Genomic DNA, 14,602 nt, shown 5'->3' with positions numbered 1-14,602 from the left:
AATCCTTTATAAAGATTATAGGTATTCTACAGATTTATGGGCGTTTTGGTGGTTGAATGTTTGGCACCGGAATAGCAAAGGCTTGCTGCAAATGCTCCCCACCGAGTTGACGACAGTATCTCAACGTCAGTGGGTCACCATCATTTTTGAGTAGTGCAAGTGAGTTAATGCAGTCCACCAAATCCGCTTGTTGCTGCTTTTCTAGTTGCAGCTCAAACTGCAAGGTCTCACGATACAAAGCGTCATTGACTTGAGACTTAAGGTGGCGACGAAGGTCGCGAAAGGAGTGAAGTAAAGTTTCGCTCCTACCTAGACAGTCTTGCACCAAGGGCCAGTCTTTTTCTTGGAAAATGAGTTGCTGCTCATCGAGCCATCTGAGCAGCAGGAGTAGGTTCACGTTACCGTGGTAGTTGTTCTGTAATGATAAACACGCCTCTTTCACTTCTCGCACACCATAAAATTGCAGACTAAACTGCCAAAGGTGTTCTAGGGTGAGTGTGTATTCAGCGTGTTGATTACTCATTGATTAAACTCTAGCTCCATCTGCTCCAACGTTTCTTGAGCAGACATCCATTCCATTTCAATTTCTTCGAGCTCAGCCTTACTAGAAGCTTGAAGTGCCAACACTTGGTTAAGTTTAGCTTTATTTTCGGCCGCATACAGTGAGTTGTCCGCCAATTGTTCTTCAGCTTCGGCCAGTGCAGCACCTAACTTATCCATTTTATTTTCTAGTTGTGTCAGCGTTTTGCGAATTGGCGCTGTCTGTTTTCGAAACTCTGCATCGCGACGTTTTTGCTCTTTCTTCGCAGCTGCGCTGTTGGCCGTATCTTTGCTTGGCTGCGCAGCCTGCGCTTCTTTGCGTTCCGCTCTTTGTTGTTCGGTTAACCATTTATAATAGTCATTTAAATCACCGTCGAACGGAGCAACTTGTCGATCATGCACTAAATACAAGTCATCGGTCGTAGCGCGCAGTAAATAGCGGTCGTGCGAAACAATCACCATTGCACCTTCGAACGTTTGCAGTGCCATCGTCAATGCCTGACGCATGTCCAAATCCAAGTGGTTGGTTGGTTCATCAAGTAGCAACAGGTTTGGCTTTTGCCACACAATTAAAGCCAATACCAAACGGGCTTTTTCGCCACCAGAAAACGGCGCAACTTTTTCTAGTGCTTTGTCACCTTGGAAGCCAAAGCTACCTAGGTAATCACGTAGCTGCTGTTCGGTTTGATCGGGTGCGATTTGCATCATGTGTTGCAGCGGTGTTTCTTCAGGGTGAAGCGTTTCTAACTGGTGCTGAGCGAAGTAACCAATTTTCACGCCTTGTGAGTAAGTTAGGTCACCACCTTGCGCGTTAAGTTCACCAGAGAGCAGCTTGATTAATGTCGATTTACCCGCACCATTACGGCCGAGTAGACCAATACGACTGCCAGGAACCAAGTTCAAGCGGATCTTCTCTAAGATGAGGTTGTCACCGTAACCTGCAGATACTTCATCCATCATCATGATTGGGTTTGGCAGCGCAGCTGGCTCACGGAATTGAAAGCTAAATGGGTTATCGAATTGAGCTGGCAGTACTTTTTCCATGCGCTCCAAAGCTTTGATACGGCTTTGGGCTTGGCGTGCTTTTGATGCTTTGTAACGGAAGCGGTCGATGTAGCTTTGCATGTGCGACATCTGCTTCTGTTGCTTTTCAAACATCGCTTGTTGTAACACCATTTTTTGCGCACGTTGGTTTTCGAATGACGAGTAGTTACCCGTGTATTCGTTCAGCTGCTGATTCTCGATGTGAATGATGCGACCAACAATTGGATCAAGGAAGTCTCGGTCGTGCGAGATCAGAATCAGCGTGCCAGGGTAGTTTTGTAGCCAACGCTCTAACCACATTACCGCATCCAAATCCAAGTGGTTGGTTGGTTCGTCGAGTAGCAGTAGATCAGAACGACACAATAGCGCTTGAGCCAAGTTAAGACGCATACGCCAACCACCCGAGAATTGGGTCAAACTCCAACTCATTTGCTCTTGGCTGAACCCTAAACCATCGAGCAGTTCTGCCGCGCGAGCGCGAATGCTGTAACCACCAATGGTTTCAATTTTACCGTGTATCTCGGCAACTAGGGTTCCGTTGTCTTGTGTTTCTGCTTCAGCCAACTGCTTTTCGAGTGCTCGGTACTCGCGATCACCATCAATGACGTATTCCAGTGCAGTGCGCTCTAGCGCAGGCGTTTCCTGTGCGACCCAGGCCAACTCCCAGTGTTGAGGTTGGCTAAATGAGCCAGCATCAATTGACAGTTCATCTTTCAGTAGGGCAAACAGCGTTGATTTACCGCAGCCGTTTTTGCCCACAAGACCGACTTTATCGCCAGGGTGAATAGTCGCAGAAGCTTGGTCTAAAAGAGGTTTACCGCCACGCAGTAACTGAATATCAGAGAAGGTAATCATAAAGTTTTCATTCACTTTGCGCAGTGCGCGTTGCTTGGTTACATAGCGAAGTGGTTTCAATCGTTTTTAAAGCCACTTGGGTATATATCTAGCGGTGAATAGTAGGGGTATTGACCGGAAAAGTCGATTGATTCGCTTTAATTGCATTATGCTGTACAAAAAAGTATAACAATTTGATAACGGATAAAAATAACCACAAGGACGACCATTTGGCTGTTGCACCGTCTATTCTCCCAAAAGTTCTGGTCATTTATGCTCATCCAGAGCCACATAACTCGATTGCCAATCAAGTGATGATAAAAAAAGCTCAGTCGCTTGATCATGTCACTGTGCACGATCTTTACGGTGTTTACCCCGATTTCTTTATTGATGTGAATTACGAACATGAGTTGTTGCTCGCTCACGATGTGATCGTATTTCACCACCCACTTTATATGTATTCATGTCCAGCCCTATTAAAAGAGTGGCTAGACCGAGTGTTAGGTAAAGGCTTTGCGTTTGGCGGAGGTGCGGCTCTAGAAGGAAAATACTGGCGCAGTGTCATTACAACAGGTGGTAAAGAAGAAGCCTTCAGCGCGAAGGGGTACAACAAATACCCACTTGAGCAAATCTTGCAACCGTTTGAACTGACGGCAGCCCTATGCCAAATGCACTGGATTGAACCTCTGGTGTTGTATTGGTCAAGAAATGTTTCGGATATTGAACGCTACGAACATGCCGAGTTATACCGTGGATGGCTGAGTAACCCACTTGAAAACTGGCAAGCGGCAGATCGAGGAGGTCAGTATGGCGATCACTAGTGAGTTTCTTCAAAGCAGTGTGGTCTTTCTTTCGGCTGCGGTTATTGCGGTGCCGATTGCTCAGCGCCTTGGGCTTGGCTCGGTTTTAGGTTATTTACTTGCTGGTGTGTTGATTGGCCCATGGGGGCTTGGCTTAATTAGCGACGTTGATGCCATTTTGCATTTTGCCGAGCTTGGGGTTGTGTTGTTACTGTTTTTGATAGGGCTGGAATTAAACCCTAAAAAATTGTGGCAGATGCGAGGGCCGATTTTAGGTTTAGGCGGTGCGCAGGTTGTGGTCACGACCGCCGTGATTGGTAGTGTCGTCAGTATGTTTGGCGTAAGCATGCAAGTGAGTTTAGTGATCGGGATGGGGTTGGCGCTGTCCTCGACGGCGATTGCGCTTAAAGTCATTGAAGAGCAAGGGCTTAATGGTACCGAAACGGGGCAATCTGGTTTTGCGGTGCTGCTCTTTCAAGATATTGCAGTGATCCCGATGCTGGCGATGTTGCCCTTGCTAGCAGGCGGGCATAGTGGTGGAAGTTGGTTGGATGTCTTCACTATTTTAGGCAATGTGGTAGCACTGTTGATTGGTGGTCACTTTTTACTACGTCCGCTATTTCGTTTTGTCGTGATGAGCGGCGTTCGTGAACTCTTTACCGTTGCTGCACTTTTAGTTGTGCTTGGCATTTCGGTCGTGATGCAAAAGCTCGGTCTTTCGATGGCATTGGGGACTTTTTTAGCAGGCGTTTTGCTGGCAGAGAGTGAGTATCGCCATGAGTTGGAAATCGCTATCGAGCCATTTAAAGGTCTGTTGTTGGGGTTATTCTTTATTGCGGTGGGCATGGCGGTAAACTTGGGGTTATTGGCATTACATCCTTTAGAGATTCTCGGTGCGGTGGTGGCTTTGGTCGTGGTTAAGGGTTTGGTTTTGTATGCATTGGCGAGAGCTGCCCGTGTCGGAGCCAAAGCGAGAAGCCGTATGGCTGCAATTTTGAGCCAAGGCGGTGAGTTTGCCTTTGTCATATTTACCGCGGCGAGCCAAGAGGGCATTTTGTCCAAAGAGCAAGTGGCGTTTCTGTTGGTGGTGGTCAGTCTATCCATGGTGACGACTCCTCTTTTGCTGATGGGACAAAAGAAGTGGTTTGCTCATACCCTGAATCAAGAAGAAGAGGGCATGACCACGAAAGTCGTGGATCGCCGACCACGCGTTATCATTGCAGGCTTTGGACGTTTCGGTCAGATCGTCGGACGTTTAATGTATGCCAATAAAATCAAAGTGACAGTATTAGAAAGTGATGCCAGCCAAATCCACCTATTACGTAAGTATGGTTACAAAGTGTTTTATGGCGATGCTACACAAATTGACCTATTGAGGGCTGCTGGCGCTGATAAAGCGGAAGCATTGATTATTTGTACTGATTCACCTGATGAGGTGATGGCCATCGTGGACATTTGTCGCGTGCACTTCCCGAAACTTAAGTTGTTAGCCCGAGCAAGAAGCCGTGTCGAGGCTTACCAGTTAATGAGTCATGGTGTAGAGAATTACTCTCGTGAAACATTTCTAGGGGCACTAGATCTCGGTCGCCAAGCGCTCGTAGAACTGGGTATGCATCCTTATCAAGCAAAGCGGGCAGAAGCACATTTTCGCAAGTTAGATAATGCTATGCTTAAGGACTTATTGCCTCAACACAATGAAGATAAGAAATTAGCTCAAAGAGCGAAAGAGGCCCGCAAAGAGCTAGAAGAAATATTTGGTCGTGAAATGGAGAGCGACCATCAGTCACCTAATCATTGGAAGTAGTACTTGAGCCAAGACTCAAGCTAAGGAAATAGCGTGAAAATCAAGAAACGTTTTATTGCCGGCGCTAGCTGCCCAAATTGCAGCCAGCAAGATACCCTGCGCTGGTGGATTGAAAATAACATCGAATTAGTTGAGTGTGTCGAGTGTGAGTTTACAGAGCAGCGCAAACCACAATCTGTAGAGAAAAATAAACACTCGGATCAGGAAATGATCGGAATTTTTAAGCCGGAGTAATTGAACTTCGATAATTGATCCCCATAATACACCCAGATATCTCAGTACTTAACCCCATTCAGGTTAAGTCAATTAATCTCCCTGGAGTTAGTATGAAAATTGAAAAGAACGTTGTTGCAAGCCTTGCATACAAAGTAATGATGGAAGACGGTGTCGTTGTTGATCAATCAACAGCAGAAGCACCTCTAGATTACCTTCACGGTCACAACAACCTAATCACAGGTCTTGAAAAAGAACTTGAAGGTAAAGTGGCTGGCGACAAGTTCTCAGTAACGGTAGCTCCTGAAGAAGCTTACGGTGAGCACAACGATGCGCTAGTACAGCGCGTTCCTGCGGACGTGTTCCAAGGCGTTGAGCAAATCGAAGTGGGCATGCGCTTCCTAGCTGACACTGACCAAGGTCCAATCCCTGTTGAAGTAACAGAAGTTGACGGCAACGAAGTGGTTGTTGACGGTAACCATATGTTAGCTGGTCAAACACTAACTTTCGAAGTAGAAGTTATGTCTACACGTGAAGCAACAGCAGAAGAGATCGAACACGGTCACATCCACCAAGGTGGTGGCTGTTGTGGTGGTCACGATCATGACCACGATCACGAAGAAGAAGGCGGCTGCTGTGGCGGCGGTAGCTGTGGTTCTCACTAATCATAAGCTCCTTCACTAGATAATCTTATCTAGCAAAGCTTTGAAAAGCGCAAGTTGAGTTTTCAACTTGCGCTTTTTGTTTATCTAAGGTGTAGTGCCAACCATACAAGGAATAACAGTTGGACAAAGTGATGACGAAACCTTTCTCGATTGCCATTCATGGTGGTGCGGGCACCATCTTGCGTGAACAGATGAGCGATGAGCTGCAACAATCCATCTTGGCGGATTTAGAAGCTGCGGTAAAAGCGGGACATCAAATTCTAGAAACGGGCGGTGAAGCCTTAGATGCCGTCGTAGCGGCAGTGAAAGTATTGGAAGACTCTCCTAACTTTAATGCGGGTAAAGGCTCAGTGCTGACCAACAACGAAATGGTCGAAATGGACGCTTCTGTAATGGATGGTAGAAACCAAGCGGCAGGTGCTGTTGCCGGTGTTCGTCATATCAGAAACCCAATTGAGCTCGCTCGTGACGTGATGCGAAACAGCAATCATGTGCTGTTGGTGGGTGAGGGCGCAGAGAAGTTTGCTTTTGAGCAAGGCCATGAGTATACCGAGCAAGATTACTTCTTTACTGATCGCCGTTATGAGCAGTTGCTGTCTATGCGTGAGAAAGGACTGTTTGCTTTGTCGGAATCTCGTTACCCAGATGACCGTAAGCACGGTACGGTTGGTGCGGTGGCATTGGACCAACAAGGCAACTTAGCCGCTGCCACCAGTACGGGTGGCGTGACGAATAAGAAATACAACCGAGTCGGAGATTCTGCTCTTATTGGTTGTGGTACGGTGGCCGAAAATGGCGTCGTGGCAGTTTCCACTACGGGTGTCGGCGAGTTCTTTATTCGTAAACGTGTTGCGGAAGACGTTGCAGCACGTATGCGTTACTTACAAGAAGATATTCATACGGCTTGTGAACACATTATCCAAGGTGATCTCAAACAGATGGGCGGAGAGGGCGGTTTGATTGCCATTGATGCTAAAGGTGAGATGCACTTTGCGATGAACAGTTCTGGCATGTACCGAGCAGGCATTAATACGCAAGGCGAGCTGAGCGTTAAAATCTACGCCGACGAATAGCTTCCTCTTGAGTACCTTCTTAAGTAATTAATACAACAAAGCCCAGAACATGTTCTGGGCTTTATGCTATTTGAGCCTGCATTTTAATAATGCGGTGGTGGGGTTTCTTCTGACGGATCGGCTAAATTCGACGAGTCCATATTTTTTACTTTACCTACCACATATTTCATCTGATCGAGCATCTTGGTAATTTGCAGTTGTTGCTGCGATAAAGCGCCGTTCAGATCTTCAATAGTCTGTTCTTGGAACGCAAGCTGACATTCTAAGTCATTAATGCGTGCTTCCAATTGCTGAATGATTTTTTCTGTCATGATCCGTTCTCTAACTGCCAAGCTTGGGCAATACCTGCTGAAGTAGCAGTAATTACGCGTTGTTTTGAATCAAAGGCTGCATCATACACGACCGCACGGGGAGGGCGAGTGTCTTTTTTGGGCTCCACTTCAAATCCACTCATTCGTTTTCCGGTTTGAGTATCCCATATCGACACACGGCCAGAAGGGCTTCCTGTGACTAGTTGAGTCCCGTCGTCAGAAAATCGTGCGGTAGAGAAAATTAATTGGCGTGACCAACTGCTCAACTGTGTGACTTCTTGTCCAGTTTTTAAATCCCAAACAATCGCTTGGTTTCCGCCATCAGATGTCATTGCTAATTTTCCATCTCTTTGCAGGGCCACGCGAACAATTCGTTGTTCATGTTCGAAGGTTCGTAGTACTTGTCCGGTTTCGGTGTCCCACAGATACGCTTTATAGTCATTACCTCCGGTTAGGGCGAAGCGCCCATTAGGAGAAATGGCCACGGAATTGACTTTTTCACGATGCGCAAGGAACTCCATGCGACGCCCGGTGACTAAGTTGACATAAATTGCTTTACCGTTGGATAACCCAAGCAGAACTTGTTCACCATTACTGGTGATATCAACGTCGCGAATGAGCGCATCAGAGATAGACCAAAGGCCTTCGGATTGCGTCCAGCCTAGGTCCCAAACTGCGAAGTTCATTTGGCTTGCTGTAATTGCGTAGCGACCATTGTCAGATATGCGGATATGGGAAACCACATTGGCATCGGCATCGAGTTCACCCAGATTGGCTAGTTGTTCGTTTTGCTCTAGGTCCCACAACATCAAATGACGTTGTTGAGAATAGAGCAGAGCAAACCGTCCATCTCTGCTAAGTGCGAAGCTCGTCGCACCTTGAGGTTCTATCGGCCAACGCTGCACTTCACGCTCGGCGAAAAAGCAACCATTTAACGTGGTGATGACAATTAAATATAGGAATAAATGAAAAATTCTTTGCATCACATCTAATAATCCGGTTTGTGTCTTAAGACATATAGCTAGTATATTGGTATAACGATTGTCTTCACTAGTCTCATAGAAGATTTGTGCACAACAACCAATGGCAGAGCCATTATTGGGAGAATTTAATGAAATCAGTTTTAAAAGTGTCGCTACTTGCTGCAACAGTTATGCTAGCGGTAGGTTGTCAGAAAGAAGAAACTAAAACAGAAACCGCACCTCAAGCAGAACAAGTTCAAGCAGAAACCGGTAAAGCGGTTCACTTTAAAACCGACGACGACAAAGCGGCATACGCAATCGGTGTTTCATTTGCTAACTACCTAAGCACAAGCATCGACAAGCCAAGCGAAATCGGCATTAATCTTAACAAAGATTTGGTACTAAAAGGTATCGAAGACGTCTTCAAAGGCAATGCTGAATTGAATGAAGAAGAAACACGTGCAGCACTAGAATCTCTAGACAAGCGTGTTGCAGAAAAGATGCAAGCACAAGCGGCTGAGAAAGCAGCTGAAGCGAAAAAAGCTGGCGATGATTTCCGAGCTGAGTTTGAGAAGCAAGAAGGCGTAGTGAAGACAGATACAGGTCTTCTATACCAAGTAATGACACCAGCTGAAGGTGAGAAGCCAAAAGACACTGATACGGTTCAAGTACACTACAAAGGTACTCTGATCGACGGTACTCAGTTCGACAGCTCATACGATCGTGGTGAACCTGCAACGTTCCCACTTAACCGTGTAATCCCAGGTTGGACAGAGGGTGTTCAGTTAATGCCTGTGGGTTCTAAATTCAAATTCGTTATCCCGCCAGAGCTAGCATACGGTGACCAAGACACACCAAGCATTCCTGCTAACTCAACGCTAGTATTTGAAGTTGAGCTGCTAAAAGTTGAGAACGACAACGCAGAGCAATAACAATAAGCTGCGATAAGTTATTGAAAAAGGTCCGTTTAACGGGCCTTTTTTGTTCTAGGTCACTAGTTGGTGAGTTTGCTAGGTTGCTTTTCAAATTTTCTGATAAACTTACACCAATTTGTTGATTTTTCGCTCGAAGGCTTATGACAACTACAGAAACAATAAACGCGGAGATGTTGCTCGAAATGGAATCCGTTAACGTGATGCCGTTTACCGAGCACGACAAAATCATTTTAAGATCTTATGAGGCGGTCGTGGATGGTATCGCCAGCCTGATAGGTCCATTTTGTGAAATCGTTCTTCACTCTCTAGAAGACTTAAATACCTCTGCAATTAAAATCGCTAACGGTGAAAACACGGGGCGCCAAGTCGGCTCACCAATCACCGATTTAGCGCTTAAGATGCTAAAAGACATCGAAGGCTCGGAGCGCAACTTCTCACGTTCGTACTTTACCCGTGCAAAAGGTGGCGTGTTGATGAAGTCGATTACTGTCGCCATTCGTAATGGCGAAAATCGCGTGATTGGTTTGTTGTGTATCAACGTCAACTTGGATGCGCCTTTCTCGCAAGTCCTTCAGTCTTTCATGCCGACGCAAGAAGCGAAAGAAGCGGCTTCCTCGGTCAACTTTGCTAGTGATGTAGAAGAGCTGGTGGACCAAACTGTTGAACGCACCATCGAAGAGATCAATGCGGATAAGTCCGTGTCTAACAACACCAAAAATCGCCAGATCGTGATGGAGTTGTACGACAAAGGTATCTTCGATATTAAAGATGCCATCAACCGTGTCGCGGATCGCCTTAATATTTCAAAACACACCGTTTACTTGTACATTCGTCAACGTAAAACCGAGGATGATGAAAGGTGAGCAAACTGACTTACACGTTAGTGGTGAATGGTCCCGTTTATGGCAGCCAGTCAGCGCGCAGTGCTTATCAGTTCGCCAAAGCGGTGATAGAGCAAGGCCATCAGCTAGTGAGCGTCTTCTTTTATCAAGATGGTGTGACTAATGGTACTGCTTTGAGTGTGCCAGCCAACGATGAGTTTGATCTCAATAAGGCGTGGCAGTTTTTGGCTAAAGAGCATGGTGTTCGCCTAGAAACTTGTGTCGCGGCCGCTTTGCGTCGCGGGATTGTAAGTGAAGAAGAAGCAAATCAACATGGTTTGGTACAGAACAATCTAGCCGATGGTTTTGAACAAGCAGGCTTAGGTAGCCTAGCTGAAGCGATGTTAACCCAAGACAGAGTGGTACAGTTTTGAGTCAGTTAACTTATCTATTTCGTAGTGCGCCACATGGCAGTGCAGCTGGTCGTGAAGGTGTGGATGCACTGTTAGCCGCGTCGGCTTACTGTGAAGATATCAGCGTCATTTTCATGGGTGACGGGGTATACCAGCTTCTACTCGGGCAAGACCCCAACAATATTTTGAGTAAAGATTACGCGCCGATGTTAAAGCTTTTCGATTTATACGACATCGAACAAGTCTTTGTGTGTTCAGAGTCGTTAACCCAGCGAGGTTTGGCGCAAGCGGATTTAGTCATTGAAGCCCAAGCGTTAAGCTCAGAACAGCTCAAAGATAAGTTACAACACGCTGGCAAGCTACTGTCTTTTTGAGGAAGTTATGTTACACATCATAAAAACAGTCTCTGCTCTAGAAGACGCTATGCCTTTATGCAGTGAACAGGATGACATCTTACTTATAGAAGATGCAGTGTACGCTGCTAACTCGCAACATAAAGCACTTTCCCATCTAAAAAACCGCAGCGTATTTGTGTTAGAGAGCGATGCACAAGCTCGCGGTATTGCAAATCGTATTAGTCCATCGCTGACGATTGTGAATTATTCAGGCTTCGTTGAACTAACAGCAAAACAGGATAAATCCCTAACTTGGGATTGAACAAGATTTGCTGTCGACAAAGCTTTACGGATGAATTGTTCTAATTGAACAAAAAAGATCCGTATATTTCTTGACACACCTCTCACTGCTGCATAGAATTTTGCGTCCCTAACTGCATTGGCAGTTGGGGATAGATTTTTCACAAAGCTTACTTTCAAGTAAATCAGGAGCTAGTTAATGGCAACTATTAACCAGTTGGTACGTAAGCCACGTGCAAAGCAAGTTGTTAAAAGCAACGTGCCTGCACTAGAAGCGTGCCCACAAAAACGTGGTGTATGTACTCGTGTTTACACTACTACACCTAAAAAACCTAACTCAGCACTTCGTAAAGTTTGTCGTGTACGTCTGACAAACGGCTTCGAAGTTACATCGTACATCGGCGGTGAAGGTCACAACCTTCAAGAGCACTCAGTTGTTCTAATCCGTGGTGGTCGTGTTAAAGACCTTCCAGGTGTGCGTTACCACACTGTTCGCGGCGCACTAGACTGTGCTGGCGTAAATGACCGTAAACAAGGTCGTTCTAAGTACGGTGTGAAGCGTCCTAAGTCTTAATGGATTCCGTTAAGTAAGGCCAAACACTAAATTATTTTTAATTTTTTGAAAAAACTGAAAAGTTTTGGATAAAACCTGAAGAAGACAACGGAGATAAATCCATGCCACGTCGTCGCGTCATTGGTCAGCGTAAGATCCTTCCAGATCCAAAATTCAAATCTGAATTGCTGGCAAAATTCGTTAACATCCTAATGGTTGACGGTAAAAAATCTACTGCAGAGAAAATCGTTTACACTGCACTAGATGCTATGGCTGAAAAGTCTGGTAAAGACCACTTAGCTATTTTTGAAGAAGCTCTTGAAAACGTTCGCCCAGCGGTAGAGGTTAAATCTCGCCGTGTTGGTGGTTCAACTTACCAAGTACCTGTAGAAGTACGTCCGGTTCGCCGTAACGCACTTGCTATGCGTTGGTTGGTTGAAGCTGCGCGCAAGCGTGGTGAAAAATCTATGGCTCAACGCCTAGCTGCTGAAATGCTAGACGCGTCTGAGAACAAAGGTACTGCGGTTAAGAAACGTGAAGACGTTCACCGCATGGCTGACGCAAACAAAGCGTTCGCTCATTACCGTTGGTAATACCTTCTGTGCTGCGAGGTTCTCTCGCAGCACTTTTCTATACTCTAAGGTACACCTTAGTAAGAGGATACAATCGTGGCTCGTAAAACTCCTATTGAGCTATACCGTAATATCGGTATCTGTGCTCACGTAGATGCAGGAAAAACAACCACAACTGAGCGTATTCTGTTCTACACTGGCCTTTCTCACAAAATCGGCGAAGTTCACGATGGTGCAGCAACCATGGACTGGATGGAGCAGGAGCAGGAGCGTGGTATCACTATCACATCCGCTGCGACTACTACATTCTGGCGTGGTATGGAAGCACAGTTCCCTGAGCATCGCGTAAACATCATTGATACCCCTGGACACGTTGACTTTACTATCGAAGTAGAGCGTTCTCTTCGTGTACTTGATGGTGCTGTGGTTGTGTTCTGTGGCTCATCTGGTGTTGAACCTCAGTCTGAAACTGTATGGCGTCAAGCAGACAAATACCACGTTCCACGTTTGGTATTTGTAAACAAGATGGACCGTGCGGGCGCAGACTTCCTACGCGTTGTGAACCAAATTAAGAATCGTCTTGGTGCGACTCCTGTTCCAATCCAGCTGAACGTTGGTGCGGAAGATGAGTTCAGAGGTGTCATCGACCTTATCAAGATGAAAATGATCAACTGGAATGATGCCGATCAAGGCACTTCGTTTACTTACGAAGACATCCCAGCTGACATGATTGAACTTGCTGAAGAGTGGCGCAACCACATGGTTGAATCCGCTGCTGAAGCTAGCGAAGAGCTGATGGACAAGTACCTTGAAGAAGGTGAATTGACTGAAGCTGAGCTCAAACAAGCTCTACGTACTCGCACACTAAATAACGAAATCGTACTGGCTACTTGTGGTAGTGCGTTTAAGAACAAAGGTGTTCAAGCGGTACTGGATGCAGTAGTTGAGTTCTTGCCATCGCCTGTTGACGTACCTGCAATTAAAGGTGTCGACGAAAGAGAAAATGAAGTTGAGCGTCATGCTGACGACAACGAACCTTTCTCAGCGCTAGCGTTTAAGATTGCGACTGACCCATTCGTGGGCACGCTAACTTTCATGCGTGTTTACTCCGGTGTTGTAAACTCGGGTGACGCTGTTTACAACTCAGTAAAAGAGAAGAAAGAGCGTTTCGGTCGTATCGTTCAGATGCATGCGAATAAGCGTGAAGAAGTGAAAGAAGTTCGCGCTGGTGATATTGCAGCTGCTATCGGTCTGAAAGACGTAACAACAGGTGACACACTGTGTGATCAGAACCACAAAGTGATTCTAGAGCGCATGGAGTTCCCTGAACCAGTTATTCAGATTGCTGTAGAGCCTCGTTCTAAGGCAGACCAAGAGAAAATGGCTATCGCGCTAGGTAAACTAGCAGCGGAAGATCCATCATTCCGCGTGGAAACGGACGACGAATCAGGTCAGACTCTGATCTCCGGTATGGGTGAACTTCACCTAGACATTATCGTTGATCGTATGAAGCGTGAATTCAGCGTTGATTGTAACGTTGGTAAACCTCAGGTTGCTTACCGTGAAACCATTCGTGGTAAAGCGGAAGTTGAAGGTAAGTTTGTTCGTCAATCAGGTGGTCGTGGTCAATACGGTCATGTTTGGGTCAAACTTGAGCCTTCTGAGCCTGGTGAAGGTTTCGTATTCGTAGACGAAATCGTGGGCGGTGTGATTCCTAAGGAATACATCAGTTCGGTATCGAAAGGTATCGAAGAGCAAATGAATAGTGGTGTTCTAGCGGGTTACCCTGTACTAGATATTAAAGCTACACTATTTGATGGTTCTTACCACGATGTAGACTCAAGCGAGATGGCGTTTAAGATCGCTGGCTCGATGGCATTCAAGAAAGGTGCACTAGAAGCACAACCTGTGATTCTAGAACCTATGATGAATGTCGAAGTAACCACTCCGGAAGACTGGATGGGTGACGTTGTTGGTGACCTAAACCGTCGTCGCGGTATCATTGAAGGCATGGACGAAGGTGTGGCTGGTCTTAAGATCATCCGTGCTCAAGTACCACTATCCGAAATGTTCGGTTACGCAACTGATCTACGTTCTGCAACTCAAGGCCGTGCGTCTTACTCTATGGAGTTTCACGAGTACGCTGAAGTGCCGAAAAACTTCGCAGATAAAATTATTGCAGAGCGTGGTTACTAATTGACGATTGAACTGCAAAAAGTTTACGACTTTTTGCGAGATCAGGGCGTCCAAATATTGCGCTAACGGGCGTTGGCGCATAAAATAACAATTTCTGGCGCGTCGTCGATCAATAATGATCACGACGAATCATAACTAGGAAGGAACACGATCGTGTCTAAAGAAAAATTTGAACGTACGAAACCGCACGTTAACGTTGGTACTATCGGCCACGTTGACCACGGTAAAACA

General features: G+C 46.0%; 17 protein-coding genes. 13 read left to right on the top strand and 4 right to left on the bottom strand.

Annotation, left to right across the window (positions count from 1 at the left end; translation table 11 throughout):
• Positions 1 to 34 precede the first annotated feature (34 nt).
• Positions 35 to 523 (bottom strand): TIGR02444 family protein, encoded by a 489-nt coding sequence (locus R7Z49_RS20875; RefSeq protein ID WP_033907158.1) that lies wholly within the window; start codon positions 521 to 523, stop codon positions 35 to 37.
• Complete coding sequence (locus R7Z49_RS20870) at positions 520 to 2,439, bottom strand: ABC transporter ATP-binding protein (RefSeq protein ID WP_042523641.1); 1,920 nt, start codon at positions 2,437 to 2,439, stop codon at positions 520 to 522. Before R7Z49_RS20870 ends, R7Z49_RS20875 begins: the two co-directional genes overlap by 4 nt.
• Before the next feature lie 209 nt (positions 2,440 to 2,648).
• Here R7Z49_RS20870 and kefG point away from each other — a divergent pair, with 209 nt between their 5' ends.
• The 5 genes from kefG to R7Z49_RS20845 all read left to right on the top strand — a co-directional run bounded on the left by kefG (position 2,649) and on the right by R7Z49_RS20845 (position 6,973).
• The gene (gene kefG / locus R7Z49_RS20865) at positions 2,649 to 3,239 is read left to right on the top strand and encodes a glutathione-regulated potassium-efflux system ancillary protein KefG (protein WP_136977023.1); all 591 of its coding nucleotides are present in this window, start codon (positions 2,649 to 2,651) and stop codon (positions 3,237 to 3,239) included.
• Entirely contained in the window at positions 3,226 to 5,022 is a 1,797-nt protein-coding gene (kefB, locus tag R7Z49_RS20860) for a glutathione-regulated potassium-efflux system protein KefB (protein WP_065274921.1), read from the top strand. The genes kefG and kefB overlap by 14 nt, the downstream gene beginning before the upstream one ends.
• Positions 5,023 to 5,055: 33 nt before the next feature.
• On the top strand, positions 5,056 to 5,256 hold the full coding sequence (locus R7Z49_RS20855) for a YheV family putative zinc ribbon protein (protein WP_005381449.1): 201 nt from the start codon (positions 5,056 to 5,058) through the stop codon (positions 5,254 to 5,256).
• A 92-nt stretch (positions 5,257 to 5,348) separates the two neighbouring features.
• Positions 5,349 to 5,900 (top strand): peptidylprolyl isomerase, encoded by a 552-nt coding sequence (gene slyD, locus R7Z49_RS20850; RefSeq protein ID WP_005381451.1) that lies wholly within the window; start codon positions 5,349 to 5,351, stop codon positions 5,898 to 5,900.
• A 131-nt stretch (positions 5,901 to 6,031) separates the two neighbouring features.
• The gene (locus R7Z49_RS20845) at positions 6,032 to 6,973 is read left to right on the top strand and encodes an isoaspartyl peptidase/L-asparaginase family protein (protein WP_031779066.1); all 942 of its coding nucleotides are present in this window, start codon (positions 6,032 to 6,034) and stop codon (positions 6,971 to 6,973) included.
• Positions 6,974 to 7,056: 83 nt separating this feature from the next.
• Here the strand turns inward: R7Z49_RS20845 and R7Z49_RS20840 are convergent, their stop codons facing one another.
• Positions 7,057 to 7,284 carry a SlyX family protein gene (locus R7Z49_RS20840; protein WP_005381455.1) on the bottom strand — a complete coding sequence of 76 codons (228 nt, stop codon included), beginning with the start codon at positions 7,282 to 7,284 and terminating at the stop codon, positions 7,057 to 7,059.
• Positions 7,281 to 8,267, bottom strand: a complete 987-nt coding sequence (locus R7Z49_RS20835) for a WD40 repeat domain-containing protein (protein WP_005381457.1) — start codon at positions 8,265 to 8,267, stop codon at positions 7,281 to 7,283. The genes R7Z49_RS20840 and R7Z49_RS20835 overlap by 4 nt, the downstream gene beginning before the upstream one ends.
• A 128-nt stretch (positions 8,268 to 8,395) precedes the next feature.
• Between R7Z49_RS20835 and fkpA the strand changes: the two genes are divergently transcribed.
• From fkpA to fusA, 8 genes are all read left to right on the top strand, one after another.
• A complete protein-coding gene (gene fkpA, locus R7Z49_RS20830) occupies positions 8,396 to 9,178 on the top strand; it encodes an FKBP-type peptidyl-prolyl cis-trans isomerase (RefSeq protein ID WP_017821751.1) in 783 nt (260 codons plus the stop codon).
• A gap of 143 nt (positions 9,179 to 9,321) precedes the next feature.
• Positions 9,322 to 10,044 (top strand): transcriptional regulator, encoded by a 723-nt coding sequence (locus R7Z49_RS20825; protein ID WP_005382804.1) that lies wholly within the window; start codon positions 9,322 to 9,324, stop codon positions 10,042 to 10,044.
• Entirely contained in the window at positions 10,041 to 10,436 is a 396-nt protein-coding gene (gene tusD / locus R7Z49_RS20820; protein WP_005382803.1) for a sulfurtransferase complex subunit TusD, read from the top strand. The genes R7Z49_RS20825 and tusD overlap by 4 nt, the downstream gene beginning before the upstream one ends.
• Positions 10,433 to 10,789, top strand: coding sequence for a sulfurtransferase complex subunit TusC (gene tusC, locus R7Z49_RS20815; RefSeq protein WP_005382801.1), 357 nt, complete (start codon positions 10,433 to 10,435; stop codon positions 10,787 to 10,789). The genes tusD and tusC overlap by 4 nt, the downstream gene beginning before the upstream one ends.
• Before the next feature lie 7 nt (positions 10,790 to 10,796).
• Positions 10,797 to 11,072: a sulfurtransferase complex subunit TusB gene (gene tusB, locus R7Z49_RS20810; RefSeq protein ID WP_054575286.1), complete on the top strand. Its 276-nt coding sequence runs from the start codon at positions 10,797 to 10,799 to the stop codon at positions 11,070 to 11,072.
• Between the two features lie 177 nt (positions 11,073 to 11,249).
• Positions 11,250 to 11,624 (top strand): 30S ribosomal protein S12, encoded by a 375-nt coding sequence (gene rpsL, locus R7Z49_RS20805; protein WP_004399892.1) that lies wholly within the window; start codon positions 11,250 to 11,252, stop codon positions 11,622 to 11,624.
• A 101-nt stretch (positions 11,625 to 11,725) separates the two neighbouring features.
• Positions 11,726 to 12,196, top strand: coding sequence for a 30S ribosomal protein S7 (rpsG, locus tag R7Z49_RS20800; RefSeq protein ID WP_005382796.1), 471 nt, complete (start codon positions 11,726 to 11,728; stop codon positions 12,194 to 12,196).
• Positions 12,197 to 12,271: 75 nt separating this feature from the next.
• Positions 12,272 to 14,371 (top strand): elongation factor G, encoded by a 2,100-nt coding sequence (gene fusA, locus R7Z49_RS20795; protein ID WP_005382794.1) that lies wholly within the window; start codon positions 12,272 to 12,274, stop codon positions 14,369 to 14,371.
• Positions 14,372 to 14,602 lie beyond the last annotated feature (231 nt).

The sequence above is a fragment of the Vibrio sp. 1562 genome (genome assembly GCF_033340155.1).
Lineage (GTDB): Bacteria > Pseudomonadota > Gammaproteobacteria > Enterobacterales > Vibrionaceae > Vibrio > Vibrio alginolyticus.
This window is presented reverse-complemented; position numbering and strand designations above follow the sequence as displayed.

What these genes read in the sequence shown, in the direction of transcription:
- R7Z49_RS20875 (WP_033907158.1), bottom strand. Translation starts at nt 523, where the DNA reads ATGAGTAATCAACACGCTGAATACACACTCACCCTAGAACACCTTTGG.
- R7Z49_RS20870 (WP_042523641.1), bottom strand. Translation starts at nt 2,439, where the DNA reads ATGATTACCTTCTCTGATATTCAGTTACTGCGTGGCGGTAAACCTCTT.
- kefB (WP_065274921.1), top strand. Translation starts at nt 3,226, where the DNA reads ATGGCGATCACTAGTGAGTTTCTTCAAAGCAGTGTGGTCTTTCTTTCG.
- slyD (WP_005381451.1), top strand. Translation starts at nt 5,349, where the DNA reads ATGAAAATTGAAAAGAACGTTGTTGCAAGCCTTGCATACAAAGTAATG.
- R7Z49_RS20845 (WP_031779066.1), top strand. Translation starts at nt 6,032, where the DNA reads ATGACGAAACCTTTCTCGATTGCCATTCATGGTGGTGCGGGCACCATC.
- R7Z49_RS20840 (WP_005381455.1), bottom strand. Translation starts at nt 7,284, where the DNA reads ATGACAGAAAAAATCATTCAGCAATTGGAAGCACGCATTAATGACTTA.
- R7Z49_RS20835 (WP_005381457.1), bottom strand. Translation starts at nt 8,267, where the DNA reads ATGCAAAGAATTTTTCATTTATTCCTATATTTAATTGTCATCACCACG.
- fkpA (WP_017821751.1), top strand. Translation starts at nt 8,396, where the DNA reads ATGAAATCAGTTTTAAAAGTGTCGCTACTTGCTGCAACAGTTATGCTA.
- R7Z49_RS20825 (WP_005382804.1), top strand. Translation starts at nt 9,322, where the DNA reads ATGACAACTACAGAAACAATAAACGCGGAGATGTTGCTCGAAATGGAA.
- tusB (WP_054575286.1), top strand. Translation starts at nt 10,797, where the DNA reads ATGTTACACATCATAAAAACAGTCTCTGCTCTAGAAGACGCTATGCCT.
- rpsL (WP_004399892.1), top strand. Translation starts at nt 11,250, where the DNA reads ATGGCAACTATTAACCAGTTGGTACGTAAGCCACGTGCAAAGCAAGTT.
- rpsG (WP_005382796.1), top strand. Translation starts at nt 11,726, where the DNA reads ATGCCACGTCGTCGCGTCATTGGTCAGCGTAAGATCCTTCCAGATCCA.